Origin of the sequence: Variovorax beijingensis, from assembly GCF_007828835.1 — a bacterium.
In the GTDB taxonomy this organism is placed as follows: Bacteria; Pseudomonadota; Gammaproteobacteria; order Burkholderiales; family Burkholderiaceae_C; genus Variovorax; species Variovorax beijingensis_A.
Genome location: NZ_VIVL01000006.1, coordinates 231,967 through 246,908 on the forward strand (window position 1 = coordinate 231,967; position 14,942 = coordinate 246,908).

Below are 14,942 nucleotides of genomic sequence, written 5' to 3' on the forward strand. Positions count from 1 at the left end.
CCCGCTCGCTTGGCTCGGCAGCGGGATGGCTTCGAGTGAGGGGCGATGTCAGTCGGCACCCAGCTGCAGGCGGCTGGGCAGCCGTTTCTCGATCGCGAACTTGAGCAGCGCCGCCGAGCGGAAGATGCCGTGCGCGAACTTGCCGTAGGGCAGCGTGAGGAACAGCGCCATCACCACGCCCAGGTGCACCACGAGCAGCAGCGCCATGAAGGCGGTGTCGCGCCACGCGAGCAGGGCCAGGCCCGTAACGCTGGTGAGCAGCAGCAGCGCGATGAAGCCGCGGTCCATCGGCCGCTGCGCCACGTCGCCATGCGCTGCGTTGCGCCGCAGGTTCATCCACAGCAGCCCGATGGGGCCGATCACCAGGCCGATGCCGCCCGCGGTGCCCAGCAGCACCGGCAGGCTCGTGAGCGCATAGGGCGCGTGCAGGCCAAGCAGGTAGTGGTAGAGCGTTGCCACGCAGGTAGAGGCGAAGCACAGCATGAAGCCGTAGAAGGTGAAGTGGTGCAAGCGGCGCCGCCAGAGCGTGAAGCGGTCGTCCTCGTTGTTGCAGCCGTCGCCGTGGCCGCCGCCCAGGTACCTGAGGCGCAGCACATCGTGTGCAGCCTCGGCGCCGGCCGCGGCGCGCACGCCGCCCACTTCGCCCGGTGCGTTGTCCCGTGCCGGCGACACCTCGCGCCAGAAGCGCCGCACGCCCATCGCCAGCGCGAACACCACGAAGGCGAACACCGCGCCGAACACCAGCGCGAGAAAGTTGTGCGGGAAGATCGCGTAGAAGTTGCCAGCAAGCGGCGCGTGCAGCAGCGCGCCCGTCATCGCCACGGCCAGCACCAGGAACAGCGCGAGCCCGGCGGCCAGTGCCAGCGCGACGGTGAGGCCGGCCTTCCTGTAGAGCGCCCCCATCGCGGGCGGCCACGCGTAGTCGTGGTAGGTCTGCATGCGCACCTGCGCCATCGCCTGCGGCACGTTCACCGCGAACTCGTGCGGCGGCGCGTACTGGCAGGCATGCAGGCAGGAGCCGCAGTTGTGGCACAGGTTGGCAAGGTAGTGCGTGTCGGCCTTGCCGAACTCGAGCCGCCGCGTCATCGCGGGGAACACGGCGCAGAAGCCCTCGCAATAGCGGCAGGCGTTGCAGATCTGCAGGATGCGCGCGACCTCGCCTTCGCTGGCGGTCAGCGGCAGGGCGGGGGCGATGGGAATCACGCGGGCCGAGGCGCTGCCGATGCCGTCGGCATCCGCACGGGCGCGTGCGACCAGATCAGTGAGCTGCTGCAAGGGCGGTCTCCGGGGGATTCTTCGAAAGGTTCTTTGCTGCGCGTGCCGCCTGCGTGCCCGCGATGCGGCCGAAGGCCGTGCCGATGCTCATGCCCACGCCGGCCGTGTAGCCCTTGCCCAGCACGTTGCCGGCCATCATTTCGCCGGCCACGAACAGGTTGGGGCTGGCCCGGCCGCCGAAGCGCACGGCCGCGGTCTCGTCGACCTTCAGGCCCAGGTAGGTGAAGGTGATGCCGGGGCGCACCGGGTAGGCGTGGAAGGGCGCCGTGTCGATCGGCCGCGCCCAGTGCGTCTTGGCCGGCGCGATGCCCTCGGTGTGGCAGTCGTCGAGCGCGGTGTGGTCGAAGCGGCCGACGCGGCAGGCGGCGTTGTAGTCCTGCACGGTGCGAACGAACGTGGCTTCGTCCAGGCCGATCTTCTGCGCCAGTTCGCCCAGCGTGTTCGCCTGCGTGCCGGCGAACACCGGCGGCATGAAGCGCCCGACCGCCTTCTGGTCGATGATCGACCATGCGATCTGCCCGGGCTGCTGCGCCACGAGCCGGCCCCAGATGGCGTAGCGCTTGGGCCAGAAGTCCTCGCCCTCGTCATAGAAGCGCTTCGCCTCGCGGTTGACCACGACGCCGAGCGACACGCAGTCGATGCGCGTGCAGATGCCGCCGTCGTAGAGCGGCGCGCGCGCATCGATGGCCACCATGTGGCCCTGCGACGGATCGCCGATGCTGTCGGCGCCCGCATCGATCATGTACTTCAGCAACACGCCCTGGTTGAAGCGCGTGCCGCGGACGAGGAAGTTGTCGGCCGGCCATTCGCCGCGCTCGTTCCGGCCCCAGGCCTCGCGCAGCCATTCGCGGTTCGACTCGAAGCCGCCGGCGGCCAGCACGCAGCTCTTTGCCGCGATGCGCTCGCCGGCCTCGGTGCGCACGGCCACGAAGCGGTCGCCGTCGAGCTCGACCGAGGCCACGGGCGTGTCGTAGCGGATCTGCACGCCCAACCGTTCGGCGCTGCGGAAATAGGCGTTCACCAGCGCCTTGCCGCCGCCCATGAAGAAGGCATTGGTGCGCGCCACGTGCAGCGCACCCGACAGCGGCGGCTGGAAATGCACGCCGTGGCGGCGCATCCAGTCGCGGCAGTTCGACGAGGCGCGGATCACCAGGCGCGCGAGATGCTCGTCGGTCAGGCCGCCGGTCACCTTCAACAGGTCTTGCCAGTACTCCTCTTCAGGGTAGGCATCGACCAGCACGTCCTGCGGCGCGTCGTGCATGCAGCGCAGGTTGCGCGTGTGCTGCGAATTGCCGCCGCGCCAGGCCTTGGGCGAGGCCTCCAGCAGCAGCACCGAGGCGCCGGCCTCGCGCGCCATCAGCGCGGCGCACAGCGCGGCATTGCCGCCGCCGACAACCAGTACGTCTATCACTCGTGGGTCTCCTTGGAATACGGGAGACTTTAGGCAGCGGTGCCTTGACGCGAAAGGCCGGAACAGGCAACGGGTGTTCAGTTTTCGAGAAGACTGGCGCCGGCCCAGCGCCCTTCGCGCACCAGGGCGCGGGCGGTGTCGGCAAGCACCACGCGCGCCGCCAGCGCGGCCGGCGAAAGCTCGTCGTCGGACAGGCTCACCAGCAGGTTGTGGCGGCCCACGTGCGCATCGCTGATCTGCGTGAGCTGAAGGTCGCCGCGGTCATGGCGGGCGGTGGCAGCGCCGGGCTGGATGGTCGCGCCGTGGCCGGCGCGCACCGCGTCCATCAACAGCGCCAGGCCGTCCACCTCGGCGACGATGCGCGGCGCGATGCGGGCCCGCGCGAAAGCCGCCATCAGCGTGGCGCGCAGGCCGTGGCTGCCGCTGGGCAGGATGAGCGGCAGCTCGGCCAGTTGCGACAGTCGCACCTTGGCGCCAGACGGGCGCTGCGCGAGATTCGGCGATGCGATCACGAACAGCTTTTCCCCCAGCAGCGGCAGCACGCTCCAGCGCCGCGGCGTGTCGGTCTGGAACAGCACCGCCAGGTCGAGCTGGCGCGCATGCAGCATCGTCGTGAGGTGGCCCGAGAGCGCCTCCACCATGTGCAGCCGCACCTCGGGATAGCGCTCCTGCATCGCCCGCATCAAAGGCACGCCGAGCACGGTGGCGGTGGTGGGCGCGAGGCCTACGCTCACATGGCCCGACAGGCGCGCCTGCTGCGCCGCGCGCACCGCGTCGTCGGCATGGCGCAGCGTGAGCTGCGCCTGGTGCAGGAAGGCCATGCCGGCATCGGTGGGCGTGACGCCGGTAGAGCTGCGCTGCAGCAGGCGCGTGGAGAGCTCGCCTTCGAGCCGGCTGATCTGCTGGCTCAGCGCCGACGTGACCACGCCCAGTTCGATGGCCGCACGGCCCATGCTGCGGAGTTCGCAGACCTTGACGAAGTAGCGCAGTTGCCGGAGTTCCATGTACGCATCATCGCGCAGTTAAAAAAAATGGCTGCCGGCACCTGTCGCGCAGGCACTGGCAGCCGTGGAAACCGGGATCGGCGCGGCTTATTGCCTGTAGCTGTCGTCGATGCGGTCGAGCTTGCGGATCAGCGAGGGCCAGACGAACTGCCCGCCCAGGCCGCCGGTCTGCACCTTCATTGCCTGGCCCACGCCTTCGACGATCTTGGGGTTCACCTGCGTGAGTTCGCCGCCGCCGGACTGCGCGGCGATCTGGATCTGGCAGGTGTTCTCGAAGGTGTACATCGAAAGGAAGGCGTCCGCAATGGTCTTGCCGCAAGTCAGCAGGCCGTGGTTGCGCAGCATCAGGAAATTGGCGTGCCCCAGGTCGGCCTGCAGCCGCGGCTTCTCGTCGTCGCGGAAGGCCACGCCTTCGTAGTCGTGGTAGGCCAGCGATGCCAGCACGAAGGTCGACTGCTGGCTGATGGGCAGCACGCCGTTCTTCTGCGCGCTCACCGCGATGCCGGCCCGGGTGTGGGTGTGCAGCACGCACTGGATGTCCTCGCGCGCCGCATGCACGGCGCTGTGGATCACGAAGCCGGCCGGGTTCACGGGGTAGGGCGAGTCGATGACCTTGTTGCACTGCTGGTCGACCTTGACCAGGCTCGAGGCGGTGATCTCGTCGAACATCAGGCCGTAGGGGTTGATCAGGAAGTGGTGCTCGGGCCCGGGAATGCGCGCGCTGATGTGCGTGAAGACGAGGTCGCTCCAGCCGTAGAGCGCCACCAGGCGATAGCAGGCGGCGAGGTCGACGCGCAGCTGCCACTCCTCGGCGGAGACGAGCTTCTGGATTTCGGACTGGGTGTTTGCGTTCATGGTGCGTGGTTTCCTTGTGGGGGTCAGGCCGCGGCCGGTTCCGTCATGGCGGCCTTGTAGATGCTTTGCTTCGGCTGCGCCATCAGGCGCCGCAGCATGGGCTCGAATTCGCTGATGGGCAGCGTCTCGGCGCGGGGGTCGAAGGCCGGGTTGTCGTAGAGCGCGCAGAACTCGGCAGTGCGCTCGTAGTGCGGATGGTCCTTGAAGCCGTCGCGCATGTCGCGGTCCAGGCCGATGTGATGGAAGAAGTAGTGGCCCTGGAAGATGCCGTGGTGCTGCACCATCCAGTGGTTGGCTTCGCTCACGAAGGGCTTGAGGATGGCCGCGGCAATGTCGGGGTGGTTGAAGCTGCCGAGCGTGTCGCCGATGTCGTGCAGGAGCGCGCACACCACGTATTCCTCGTCGCGGCCGTCGCGCAGCGCGCGCGTGGCGGTCTGCAGCGAATGGGTGTAGCGGTCGACCGGAAAGCCGCCGTAGTCGCCTTCGAGGATCTGCAGGTGCCTGATCACGCGCGCCGGCAGGCCGGCCGCGAACTGCCTGAACTCGCCGCCGATCAGCTGCCAGTCTTCGCGCGTGCTCTCCTGCATGCTCCTGAAACCTGCCCGTTCGCTCATCGTGTACGTCTCCGTGTTCTTTGGGGGGAGCGGCCACTGTAGACCCGGGCTTGACGTTCAACTGTCAAGAATTTGACAATGCAAGGCTCTGGTAAACCCCCGCATGCCGCCTTCCAAACCGCGACTTTCCGCCCCGCACCGTGCCGCGATGGAGCGCAATCCATGGTTCACCAGCATGCCGCGCGCGCAGCGCGAAGCACTGCTGGGCGCGGCCGAACTCATTCACGTGCGGCGCGGCGCAATGGTGTTCCGCCAGGGCGATCCGATCCATGCCGCCGGCGGCGGCTTCTATGGCCTCTTGGCCGGCACGATCAAGATCTCGTCGCTGCGGCAGGACGGGCGCGAGGCCATCCTCGCAGTGCTCGAGCCCGGCAACTGGTTCGGCGAGATCACGCTGATCGACGGCTCGCCGCGCACCCACGACGCCACCGCGCTGGAGGCGCTCGACCTGCTCGTGGTGCCGCCCGAGGCCTTTGCCCAGCAGATGCGCGACGTGGTCTTTGCCAACGCGGTGGCCGCCATGCTGGCCGCGCGCGTGCGCATGCTCTACGGCCTAACCGAAGACGCCACGCTGCGCAGCCTGCGTGCCCGTGTGGCGCACCGGCTGCTGGTGCTGGCGCGCGGCGACGCCACGCAGTCGGTGCAACTGCGCCGCACGCTGATGCTGCCGCAGGAGGCGCTGGCGATGATGCTCGGCGTCACGCGCCAGACGCTCTCGAAGGAGCTCAATGCGCTGGCGGACGAGGGCATGCTCGCGCTGGGCTACGGACGCATCGAGCTCCGATCGCTCGATGCGCTGCAGGCGCTGGTGAGTGCAGGATGAGCGCTGTGCTCGCGTCTGTTCGTGAGACACCGAGGAACCGGCTTCGCCGGGCCTCAGGTGTCGCCCCCGGTCGGGGGGTGGCGAAGCGACACGAAGTGCGCGCAGCCTGGGGGCGAGCCTATCTCAACACGCGCCCGTCGGCCGAGATGCTGATCAGGTCGATGGTGCGCGAAGCATCGCGCAGGCCCGGACGCAGGTTGACGCGGAAGCCGCCCACGTCGTAGTCGGTCATGGCGGTCATCACGCGCTGCAGGCTCGCGGTGGTGAAGCCGCGGCCCGCGCGGCGCACCGCTTCGCCCGCCACCTTGACCGCGATGAAGCCTTCGAGGCCTTCGTAAGAGGGCGTCTGGTCGGAGTTGTCGACTGCGGCGCGGTACTCCTTGACGATCGGGATGGCCGAGGGCCGCGGCGACGGCACCACCTGCGAGATCACGATGCCGCCGATGTCCTTGCCCAGTTCGGCATAGAGCGGGTCGATGCCCACGATCGAGAAGGCCATGAAGCTGCCGCTGTAGCCGCTCTTGCGCAGCTTGCGGATCGCATTGGCCGTGGTGCCTGAGAGCGACACCAGCACGATGGCCTGCGGCGCCTGCTGCAGAACCGTCTTCAGCGCCGCGTCGAGCTTGTCGGCGCCGGCCGGCACCATCGCCGAGGCCACCAGCGCGGGCAGCTTCAGCTCGGTGATGGCCTGCTGGACGGCGGCGAGGCCGGCTCGGCCCATGGCGTCGTCATCGCCCACCAGCGCGATGCGCGTCTGGCCCACGGTGGCGCACTGGCGCACGATCTTCAGCGCCTCGTCGATCATGCCGGGGCGCACGTGGAACACATGGGGATGGCTGGCCTCGCGCAGCGAGTCGGCGGCGGCAAAGGGCGCGAACAGCAGGCTGCCCTGCTGCGCGGCGACGTTGGCGCCGGCATCGCTGCTGGCGGTACCCACGAAGCCGAACAGCATGTCGGCCTTGTCGGCACCGAGCAGGGTGCGCGCATTGGCGGCCGCCCGGCCCGCGTCGTAGCCGTCATCCAGCTGCAGCAGCTTCAGCTGCAGGCCGCTCGCGGCATTGCGCTCGTTGAAGTCGGCCACCGCGAGCCGGCTGCCGGCCGCAAACGCCAGCCCGATCTCGCCGGCCGCGCCCGTCAGCGGCACCGACTGGCCCAGCACGACCACCCGGGCGCCCGCTGCGCGGTTCGATGATTGCGACAGCGCCGGAAGATGAACGCCGCTGCCCAGCAGCAGCGCCCCGCACGCCTTGCCCAGCCATTCCCTGCGAGAACTGTCCATGGCTCACCTTTTTTAACAGTAGTAAAAAAGTGTAGCAATTTCGGTGCCCAGGGGGAAGGCTGCGGCGAAAGATGCCGGCCGGCTTGCCGATGGCGCGGCTTCAGGCGCGCCGGAACACCAGGTCCCAGACCCCGTGGCCCAGCTTGATGCCGCGGTTCTCGAACTTGGTGAGCGGCCGGTACGCCGGCTTGGGCGCATAGCCTTCGGCCGTGTTGCGCAGCAGCGGCTCGGCGGACAGCACCTCGAGCATCTGCTCGGCGTAGGGCTGCCAGTCGGTGGCGCAGTGGATGTAGCCGCCCGGCTGCAGGTGCTCGGCAAGCTTTTTCACGAACTCGGGCTGGATCAGGCGGCGCTTGTTGTGGCGCTTCTTGTGCCACGGGTCGGGGAAGAACACATGCACGCCCGCCAGCGAACCGGGTTGCAGCATGTGGTCGAGCACGTCGACCGCATCGTGCGCGCAGATGCGGATGTTGGGGATCGACTGCTCGCCGATGCGCTTGAGCAGCGCGCCCACGCCGGGCTCGTGCACTTCGCAGCACAGGAAGTTGGTTTCGGGCAGCACGGTGGCGATGTGCGCGGTGGCCTCGCCCATGCCAAAGCCGATCTCGAGCACGGTCGGGCCGGCGCGGCCGCCGAAGGCCGCCGTCAGGTCGAGCGGCTCGGGCTTGTAGGGGATGAGGAACAGCGGACCCAGTTCGGCAAAGGCGCGCGCCTGGCCTTCGGTGGTGCGGCCGGCGCGCTTCACGAAGCTCTTGAGGCGGCGGTGCAGCGGATGCGGTTTGTCGGCGGCGTCGTCGCTCGGCGGGGAATCGTGGGGCACGGTGTCGGAAGAGGTCATTGCGGCCGCGAATTGTAGAGATCGCGCCATTCGGGCACCCAGCCGGCCAATGCCGACGCGCAGGAAGCCGCCGTGGTGGCGCGCAGCCCGAGCACGCGCGCGGCCGCGTCGAGCGCGGCCAGGGCGGCTTCGGGCGCGGCGGTGTCGATGGCGGTGGCGCCGTTCTGCTTGGAGAGCTTGTCGCCGTCGGCGCCGCGCACCAGTGGCGTGTGCAGGTAGCTGGGCGTGGGCAGGCCGAGCGCGCGCTGCAGCAGGATCTGGCGCGCGGTGTTGTCGGCCAGGTCCTCGCCGCGCACCACGTCGGTCACGCCCTGTTCCGCGTCGTCGACCACCACCGCAAGCTGGTAGGCCCAGGGGCCGTCGGCGCGGCGCAGCACGAAGTCGCCGACTTCGCGGCTCACGTCCTGGCACTGGAGGCCAAGGCGGCGGTCGGTCCAGCAGAGTTCGCCGGAGGCCAGCGCCGGCTGGGCGGATTCGAACCTCTCGGTGGCGAAGCGCCAGGCGCGTGCGGGCTTGCCGTGCAGCCCCTCGCGGCAGGTGCCGGGGTAGACCCGCTCGCCATGGCGCGTGTGCGGCCGGCCGAGCCCTGCCAGCGCCTCGTCGATGTCCTTGCGCGAACAGCCGCAGGGGTAGGCAAGGCCGAGGGCCTGCAGCCTTGCCAGCGCGGCTTCGTAGCGCGCGGTGCGCTGCGTCTGCCATACCGGCGCTTCGTCGGGCAGCAGGCCGCAGTCGGCCAGCTGCCCAAGGATGTGCTCGCCCATGCCGGGCAGGCAGCGTTCGGTGTCGGCGTCCTCGATGCGGACCAGCCAGCGCGCCTGGGGGCCGCGCGCGCGCACGTCGAGCCAGCTTGCGAGCGCGGCCACCAGCGAGCCGGCGTGCAGCGCGCCGGTGGGCGAGGGCGCGAAACGGCCGGTCTCACGCATCCGCGGATCAGATCACTGCGAGCGCCAGCGAAAGGCCCGAGAGGAACGCGTCTTCGACCCGGTGCCCGGTGCACCAGTCGCCGGCCACGCCGATGCGCGCTTTGGCGTCCCACAGGTGGCTCTTGCCGACCGGCACCTGGGTCTGGGCTTCGGTCCAGCAGCGTGCCCGGGCGTGCGTGGGCGCGGCATGGATGCCGGTGATCTCGGCGAAGGCGCGCAGCAGCTTGGCTTCGACGCGCGCGGCGTCGTCACGCAGGTGCTCCTGCGACCAGGCGGCGCTGGCCTGCAGCGTCCAGCGCTCGACGCGTTCGCGGCCGGGCTTGGACGATTCGCGCGCGAGCCATGCCACGCGGTGGTGCGTGCTGCGCGCCGCATTCCATTGCGGGCCGAGGTGCGACATGTTGGCCTGGTTGGCCTGCGGGAACGCGATCATCAGCGTCCAGCAGGGCGCAATGCGCACCGGCTCGATCTTCTGGCTGATGGAAGCGGAAAGCTTGCCGTCGCCCAGCAGCACCCGCGTGCGCGAGGGCGGCACGGCCAGCAGCACGGCGTCGAAGCCCGAATACACGTGCTGCGAATCGTCTTCGCCCGCGGTGCGCAGCTGCCAGCGCCTGGGGTCGAGCGCATCGGGCTCGATCTGCGTGACCTGCGTGTCGAGCACGAGGCTGTCGCCCAGCGGCGCGGCCCAGTGGGCCACCAGCGCGTCCATGCCGGGCTGCGCCACCCAGTGCGATTCGCGCCCGGGCAATGCGGCCTCGGCCACGCGGCCGTGCGCATCGAGCACGCGCACGAGGTTGGCGCTCCAGGGACGGCAGAGGCTGGGCGTGGCTTCGAGCGCCAGCGCAAAGCGCGGATCGCGCACGGTGAAATACTGCGCGCCGCTGTCGAAGCGGCCGAAGGCGGTGTCGACGCTCGCCATGCGCCCGCCGGGTGCGGATTCGCGTTCGAACACCGTGACCTTGTGGCCGGCCTGCACCAGCGTACGGGCGCAGGCCACTCCGGCAATGCCGGCGCCGACGACGGCGTAGTGGCGTGGAGTGGCGGGGGTTCGGTGGCGGTCGGCCGCCTTTGCAGTTGCGCGAGTGGTCATGAGGGACTCTTTTCTTGTGTACGGGAGACGGATGGATGTGTCCGGACTCTACAACGGTCTGCAAACGGGCTGCCCGCGCGGCGGCAAGGCGATGGCTTTCAACGCCCCCGGTGCCGCTCCAGCAGCGCCCGCCGCGTGGCCTCGTGCTCGAACTGCGCGAGCCACCATTCGAGCGCGCGGCCCGGACCGCCCGCGCTGCGCACGCGCCAGGCGCAGTGCATGGTGGCCAGGGGCGGCTGGCGTTCGGTCTTGCGCTCGACCAGGTGGCCGGCCTCGATGTAGGGCCGCGCCATCGGCTCGGGCAGAAAGCCGCCGCCCAGACCGTGCAGCTGCGCGTTCAGCTTGGCCTGCATGCTCGGCACCGTGAGCACGTCCTGCCCGCCGACCAGGTTGACCGTCATGCTCGGCCCGCTGCGCACCGAGTCGGCCGCCGCCACCGCGCGATGCTGGCGCAGCACCGCATCGGTCAAGGGCTCGGGCAGGCGCGCGAGCGGATGGTGCGGCGCCACGGCATAGACAAAACACAGCTCGCCGATCGGCCGGCTGCGGATGCCGGTGGCGGTGAAGGCCAGGCTCGCGGCATCGAGCACGGCGCCGATGGCCAGGTCGGCCTCGCCGCTGGTCAATGCCTCGATGGTGCCCAGCAGGGTTTCGTCGCGCAGCTTGAGCCGCGTCGGCGGATCGAGCGCGAAGAAGGCGGTGGCCAGGTCGAGCAGCGGATCGCGCGCGATCACGCTGTCGACCGCGATGGTGAGCATCGGCTCCCAGCCGGTGGCCACGCGCTTGACGCGGTTGGCCACCGCGTCGATCTCGCCCAGCAGCCGCGCCGCCTCGCGCAGCAGCTCGGCGCCGGCCTCGGTGATGCGGGCCTGGCGCGCGCTGCGGTCGAACAGCAGCACGTCGAGCGCGTCCTCGATCTGGCGCACGCGGTAGCTGAGCGCGCTGGGCACCAGATTGAGCTCGCGCGCCGCGCCGGCAAAGCTGCCGGTGGCGGCCACCGTCTGCAGCATGGCGAGCGCGTCGGGGGTCAGTACGTCTCTGGCGCTGGGCATCTCGGCTCCTGTCGATCGACCGATCGATTGATCAAAAAATTTGAATGATGCCATCAAAACCCGGCGCTTTTGCTGCGGGGGTGCGGGCCTAAAGTTCTTCACATCCGCTGCGCATCCGGCGCGGCATACGAAGAAGGCCCGAACGTCCCCACGGGGCAGGGCCGAAGGAGTTTGACGATGTTGCAAGTCCGTAAATCACAGGAACGCGGTTATGCCGACCATGGCTGGCTGCGCTCGTTCCACAGCTTTTCCTTTGCCGGCTACTACGACCCGGCCCACATGGGTTTCGGCAACCTGCGGGTGATCAACGAAGACCGCGTGGCCGCGGGCGCCGGCTTCGGCACCCATGGCCACAAGGACATGGAGATCATCAGCTACGTGCTCTCGGGTGAACTGGCGCACAAGGACAGCATGGGCAACGTGGAATCCATCCCGCCGGGCGACGTGCAGCGCATGAGCGCCGGGCGCGGCGTGATGCACAGCGAGTTCAACCACAAGGCAGACGAGACCACGCACTTCCTCCAGATCTGGATCGAGCCGAACGTGCGCGGCATTGCGCCCGGCTACGAGCAGAAGAAGTTCAGCGACGCCGAGAAGCGCGGCAAGCTGCGCCTGGTGGCCTCGCCCGACGGCGCTGACGGCTCGGTGACGGTGCATGCCGATGCGCGCCTGTTCGCCGGGCTGCTCGACGGCGACGAGAAGGCCAGCCTGGCGCTCGACCCCCAGCGCAAGAGCTACGTGCACCTGGTGCGCGGCGAGCTCGAAGTGAATGGCCAGAAGCTCGCTGGCGGCGACGCCGCGATGCTCGAAGGCGAAACGCAGCTCACGCTCGGCGCCGGCAAGGATGCCGAAGTGCTGGTGTTCGACCTGGCGGCATGATCCTGGGCCGGGCGCATGCCGCCCGGCCTTCTTTTCCTTTTTCCTGTTCCTTTCCAATTTCAACAACCCGAGGAGTTTTCACACATGGCAACCACAACCAACACCCCCAATGCAGCCCAGGACACGCTGGCGCTGGCCGGCCGCATCCTGATCGCGTACCTGTTCATCCCGGCCGGCATCGGCAAGCTCATGGGCTTTGCGGGCACCGTGGGTTACATCAACTCGGTGGGCCTGCCGCTGCCGGAAGTGGGCGCCGCGATCGCCATCCTGGTCGAGCTCGTCCTCGGCATTGCGCTGCTGGTGGGCTTCAAGACCCGCTGGACCGCCATTGCGATGGCGATCTTCACCGTGGCCACCGCGCTGTTCTTCCACAAGTACTGGGCCGTGCCCGACGCGATGAAGATGATGCAGCAGATCAACTTCAACAAGAACATCGCCATCGCAGGCGGTTTGCTCGCCTTCGCCGCCTTCGGCCCCGGCCGCTTCAGCATCGACAAGCGCTGATTCCACAACCCGAACAAAGGAGTCCCTGAACATGGCAAACATCGTTGTCGTCTTCCATTCCGGCTACGGCCATACCCAGCGCGTGGCGCAAGCCGTGGCCGATGGCGCGGACGCGCAGCTGCTCGCCATCGACGCCGATGGCAACCTGCCTGAAGGCGGCTGGGAGACGCTGGCCGCGGCCGACGCGATCATCTTCGGCTCGCCGACCTACATGGGCGGCGTGAGCTGGCAGTTCAAGAAATTCGCCGATGCCTCGTCGAAGGTCTGGTTCACGCAGGGCTGGAAGGACAAGCTCTTCGCGGGCTTCACCAACAGCGCCACCATGAACGGCGACAAGGTCGCGACCATCGCCTACCTGTGGACGCTCGCGATGCAGCACAGCGGCCTCTGGGTCAGCATGGGCATCCTGCCGACCAACAACAAGGCGGCCACGCGCGATTCGATGAACTACGTGGGCGGCTACGGCGGCTTGCTGACGCAGTCGCCTTCGGATGCAAGCCCGGCCGAGATGTTCAAGGGCGACTTCGACACAGCAAGGGCATTCGGCGAGCGTATTGCCACAGTGGCAAGATCACGCGGATAAAACCCAGCCACCCACGGAGCCCCCGATGACCGATACCACCGCCCAGACCCAATTGCTTCAACCGCACGACAAGGACCTCGGCGGCGGCTTCAAGGTGCGGCGCCTGCTGCCGGCGGCGCAGCGCCGTTCGGTCGGGCCCTTCGTTTTCTTCGACCACTTCGGCCCGGCCACCGAGCAGCCCGGCACGGAGCACGACGTACGGCCGCACCCGCACATCGGCCTGTCCACGGTCACCTATCTTTTCGAGGGCGCGATGATGCATCGCGACAGCCTCGGCAGCGTGCAGGAGATCCTGCCCGGCGCCATCAACTGGATGACCGCGGGGCGCGGCATCGTGCACTCCGAGCGCAAGCCCGAGCGCCTGAAGGCCGACACCTACGTGAACCACGGGCTGCAGCTCTGGGCTGCGTTGCCGCGGGCGCATGAAGAAGCCGAGCCGAGCTTCGAGCACACGCCGGCCAGTGCCATTCCCGAGGTGGTGGAGCAGGGCGTGACGGTGCGCGTGCTGGTGGGCGAGGCCTTTGGCGCGCGTTCGCCTGTGAAGACACTGTCGCAGACGATCTATCTCGACATCGCATTGCCCGCGGGCGGCCGCTTCGAGCTGCCCGCGCTGGCGCCCGAACTGGCCGTCTACGTCGTCGATGCCGATGCGCGCGTCGATGGCGAATCGATCCCCGCGCACACCATGGCTGTTCTGCCCGATGGCCAGGGCGCGGTGCTGACTTGCGACACCGCCGCGCGCCTGATGGTGATCGGCGGCGAGCCGCTCGACGGCCCGCGCTACATCACCTGGAACTTCGTCTCGAGCCGGCGCGAGCGCATCCTCGAAGCCGGCGCCGACTGGGCTGCGCAGCGCATGGGCCATGTGCCTGGCGAGACCGAATTCATTCCGCTGCCGGGCAAGCCTTTCGGCGTGCGCGAGCCGGACGTAGGCACGACGCCGGTCTGATCTCCGGAGCGCGCGGCCGGTAACCCGCCGGCTATTTCTTCAGGCCGCGACCGAGGTCGATGTCTTCCGACGCACGCGCGCTGGCATCGGCCGCACGCGCGCTCAGGTCGGGCGCCAGCGCGCGCCGGCCGTCGAACACGAAACAGTCGCCGTGGTAGTGCGCGCCGCCGACTTCTTCGAAATATTTCAGGATGCCGCCTTCGAGCTGCAGCACGTTCTCGACGCCTTCCTCGCGCATCAGGATCGCGGCCTTCTCGCAGCGGATGCCGCCGGTGCAGAAGCTCACCACGGTCTTGCCAGCGAAATCGGCGCGGTGCTGTTTCAGCGCGGGCGGGAATTCGGTGAACTTGGTGATGCGCCAGTCGATCGCGCCGTCGAAGGTGCCTTCGTCGACCTCGAAGTCGTTGCGCGTGTCGAGCAGCGCGATCTCCCGGCCCTGGTCGTCGTGGCCCTGGTCGAGCCAGCGCTTGAGCGTGGGCGCGTCCACGCCGGGCGCCCGGCCTGCCGCCGGCTGGATGGCCGGATGGTCCATGCGGATGATCTCGCGCTTGAGTTTCACCAGCATGCGGCGGAAGGGCTGCGCGGCGGACCAGCTTTCCTTGGTTTCGAGGTCGGCGAAGCGCGCGTCGCAGCGCAGGCTGGCCACGAAGCTGCGGATGGCATCAGGCAGCCCCGCCAGGAACAGGTTGATGCCCTCGGGCGCCAGCAGGATGGTGCCCATGAGGCCCAGGGCCTGGGCGCGCCCGCGCAGCTCTTCGCGCAGCATGGGGCTGTCGTCTATGGCCACGAATTTGTAGGCCGCGATATTCAAAATCTCTTGCACGGGGCGTAATTGTAGGGATCGCCACCCCACATCGTGGAGT

The 14,942-nt window shown here is 68.9% G+C and carries 16 protein-coding genes; 5 read left to right on the plus strand and 11 right to left on the minus strand.

Annotated features, from left to right (window positions below):
• Positions 1-48: 48 nt before the first annotated feature.
• The 5 genes from tcuB to FB547_RS19135 all read right to left on the minus strand — a co-directional run bounded on the left by tcuB (position 49) and on the right by FB547_RS19135 (position 5,159).
• Positions 49-1,275, minus strand: a complete 1,227-nt coding sequence (gene tcuB, locus FB547_RS19115) for a tricarballylate utilization 4Fe-4S protein TcuB (protein ID WP_145744940.1) — start codon at positions 1,273-1,275, stop codon at positions 49-51.
• Positions 1,259-2,686 carry an FAD-dependent tricarballylate dehydrogenase TcuA gene (tcuA, locus tag FB547_RS19120; RefSeq protein ID WP_145744942.1) on the minus strand — a complete coding sequence of 476 codons (1,428 nt, stop codon included), beginning with the start codon at positions 2,684-2,686 and terminating at the stop codon, positions 1,259-1,261. Before tcuA ends, tcuB begins: the two co-directional genes overlap by 17 nt.
• A 77-nt stretch (positions 2,687-2,763) precedes the next feature.
• Positions 2,764-3,690, minus strand: a complete 927-nt coding sequence (locus FB547_RS19125; RefSeq protein ID WP_145744944.1) for a LysR substrate-binding domain-containing protein — start codon at positions 3,688-3,690, stop codon at positions 2,764-2,766.
• 87 nt (positions 3,691-3,777) lie between these two features.
• Positions 3,778-4,545, minus strand: coding sequence for a class II aldolase/adducin family protein (locus tag FB547_RS19130; RefSeq protein ID WP_145744946.1), 768 nt, complete (start codon positions 4,543-4,545; stop codon positions 3,778-3,780).
• Between the two features lie 23 nt (positions 4,546-4,568).
• The gene (locus tag FB547_RS19135; RefSeq protein ID WP_145744948.1) at positions 4,569-5,159 is read right to left on the minus strand and encodes an HD domain-containing protein; all 591 of its coding nucleotides are present in this window, start codon (positions 5,157-5,159) and stop codon (positions 4,569-4,571) included.
• A 103-nt stretch (positions 5,160-5,262) separates the two neighbouring features.
• On the opposite strand from FB547_RS19135, the gene FB547_RS19140 reads away from it, so the two are divergent.
• Positions 5,263-5,982 (plus strand): Crp/Fnr family transcriptional regulator, encoded by a 720-nt coding sequence (locus tag FB547_RS19140; protein WP_145744950.1) that lies wholly within the window; start codon positions 5,263-5,265, stop codon positions 5,980-5,982.
• Positions 5,983-6,100: 118 nt separating this feature from the next.
• Here the strand turns inward: FB547_RS19140 and FB547_RS19145 are convergent, their stop codons facing one another.
• From FB547_RS19145 to FB547_RS19165, 5 genes are all read right to left on the minus strand, one after another.
• Positions 6,101-7,261: an ABC transporter substrate-binding protein gene (locus FB547_RS19145; RefSeq protein ID WP_145744951.1), complete on the minus strand. Its 1,161-nt coding sequence runs from the start codon at positions 7,259-7,261 to the stop codon at positions 6,101-6,103.
• 100 nt (positions 7,262-7,361) lie between these two features.
• Entirely contained in the window at positions 7,362-8,099 is a 738-nt protein-coding gene (gene trmB, locus FB547_RS19150) for a tRNA (guanosine(46)-N7)-methyltransferase TrmB (protein ID WP_145744953.1), read from the minus strand.
• Complete coding sequence (gene gluQRS / locus FB547_RS19155) at positions 8,096-9,022, minus strand: tRNA glutamyl-Q(34) synthetase GluQRS (protein ID WP_145744955.1); 927 nt, start codon at positions 9,020-9,022, stop codon at positions 8,096-8,098. The genes trmB and gluQRS overlap by 4 nt, the downstream gene beginning before the upstream one ends.
• A 7-nt stretch (positions 9,023-9,029) precedes the next feature.
• On the minus strand, positions 9,030-10,112 hold the full coding sequence (locus FB547_RS19160) for an NAD(P)/FAD-dependent oxidoreductase (RefSeq protein ID WP_145744958.1): 1,083 nt from the start codon (positions 10,110-10,112) through the stop codon (positions 9,030-9,032).
• Between the two features lie 98 nt (positions 10,113-10,210).
• Positions 10,211-11,164, minus strand: coding sequence for a LysR family transcriptional regulator (locus tag FB547_RS19165; protein WP_145744960.1), 954 nt, complete (start codon positions 11,162-11,164; stop codon positions 10,211-10,213).
• A 177-nt stretch (positions 11,165-11,341) separates the two neighbouring features.
• Between FB547_RS19165 and FB547_RS19170 the strand changes: the two genes are divergently transcribed.
• Genes FB547_RS19170 through FB547_RS19185 form a run of 4 tightly spaced genes read left to right on the plus strand, consistent with a single transcriptional unit; the run spans position 11,342 to position 14,079 of the window.
• A complete protein-coding gene (locus FB547_RS19170; protein ID WP_145744962.1) occupies positions 11,342-12,043 on the plus strand; it encodes a pirin family protein in 702 nt (233 codons plus the stop codon).
• A gap of 15 nt (positions 12,044-12,058) precedes the next feature.
• The gene (locus FB547_RS19175) at positions 12,059-12,547 is read left to right on the plus strand and encodes a DoxX family protein (protein WP_261380337.1); all 489 of its coding nucleotides are present in this window, start codon (positions 12,059-12,061) and stop codon (positions 12,545-12,547) included.
• Between the two features lie 31 nt (positions 12,548-12,578).
• Complete coding sequence (locus tag FB547_RS19180) at positions 12,579-13,130, plus strand: flavodoxin family protein (RefSeq protein WP_145744966.1); 552 nt, start codon at positions 12,579-12,581, stop codon at positions 13,128-13,130.
• A gap of 25 nt (positions 13,131-13,155) precedes the next feature.
• Complete coding sequence (locus tag FB547_RS19185) at positions 13,156-14,079, plus strand: pirin family protein (protein WP_145744968.1); 924 nt, start codon at positions 13,156-13,158, stop codon at positions 14,077-14,079.
• A gap of 31 nt (positions 14,080-14,110) precedes the next feature.
• On the opposite strand, the gene FB547_RS19190 is transcribed toward FB547_RS19185, so the two are convergent.
• The gene (locus tag FB547_RS19190) at positions 14,111-14,902 is read right to left on the minus strand and encodes a sulfurtransferase (protein WP_145744969.1); all 792 of its coding nucleotides are present in this window, start codon (positions 14,900-14,902) and stop codon (positions 14,111-14,113) included.
• Between the last annotated feature and the right edge of the window lie 40 nt (positions 14,903-14,942).

What these genes read in the sequence shown, in the direction of transcription:
- FB547_RS19145 (WP_145744951.1), bottom strand. Translation starts at nt 7,261, where the DNA reads ATGGACAGTTCTCGCAGGGAATGGCTGGGCAAGGCGTGCGGGGCGCTG.
- FB547_RS19140 (WP_145744950.1), top strand. Translation starts at nt 5,263, where the DNA reads ATGCCGCCTTCCAAACCGCGACTTTCCGCCCCGCACCGTGCCGCGATG.
- trmB (WP_145744953.1), bottom strand. Translation starts at nt 8,099, where the DNA reads ATGACCTCTTCCGACACCGTGCCCCACGATTCCCCGCCGAGCGACGAC.
- FB547_RS19170 (WP_145744962.1), top strand. Translation starts at nt 11,342, where the DNA reads ATGTTGCAAGTCCGTAAATCACAGGAACGCGGTTATGCCGACCATGGC.
- FB547_RS19175 (WP_261380337.1), top strand. Translation starts at nt 12,059, where the DNA reads ATGCCGCCCGGCCTTCTTTTCCTTTTTCCTGTTCCTTTCCAATTTCAA.
- FB547_RS19125 (WP_145744944.1), bottom strand. Translation starts at nt 3,690, where the DNA reads ATGGAACTCCGGCAACTGCGCTACTTCGTCAAGGTCTGCGAACTCCGC.
- FB547_RS19160 (WP_145744958.1), bottom strand. Translation starts at nt 10,112, where the DNA reads ATGACCACTCGCGCAACTGCAAAGGCGGCCGACCGCCACCGAACCCCC.
- FB547_RS19165 (WP_145744960.1), bottom strand. Translation starts at nt 11,164, where the DNA reads ATGCCCAGCGCCAGAGACGTACTGACCCCCGACGCGCTCGCCATGCTG.
- FB547_RS19180 (WP_145744966.1), top strand. Translation starts at nt 12,579, where the DNA reads ATGGCAAACATCGTTGTCGTCTTCCATTCCGGCTACGGCCATACCCAG.
- FB547_RS19185 (WP_145744968.1), top strand. Translation starts at nt 13,156, where the DNA reads ATGACCGATACCACCGCCCAGACCCAATTGCTTCAACCGCACGACAAG.
- FB547_RS19130 (WP_145744946.1), bottom strand. Translation starts at nt 4,545, where the DNA reads ATGAACGCAAACACCCAGTCCGAAATCCAGAAGCTCGTCTCCGCCGAG.
- gluQRS (WP_145744955.1), bottom strand. Translation starts at nt 9,022, where the DNA reads ATGCGTGAGACCGGCCGTTTCGCGCCCTCGCCCACCGGCGCGCTGCAC.
- FB547_RS19135 (WP_145744948.1), bottom strand. Translation starts at nt 5,159, where the DNA reads ATGAGCGAACGGGCAGGTTTCAGGAGCATGCAGGAGAGCACGCGCGAA.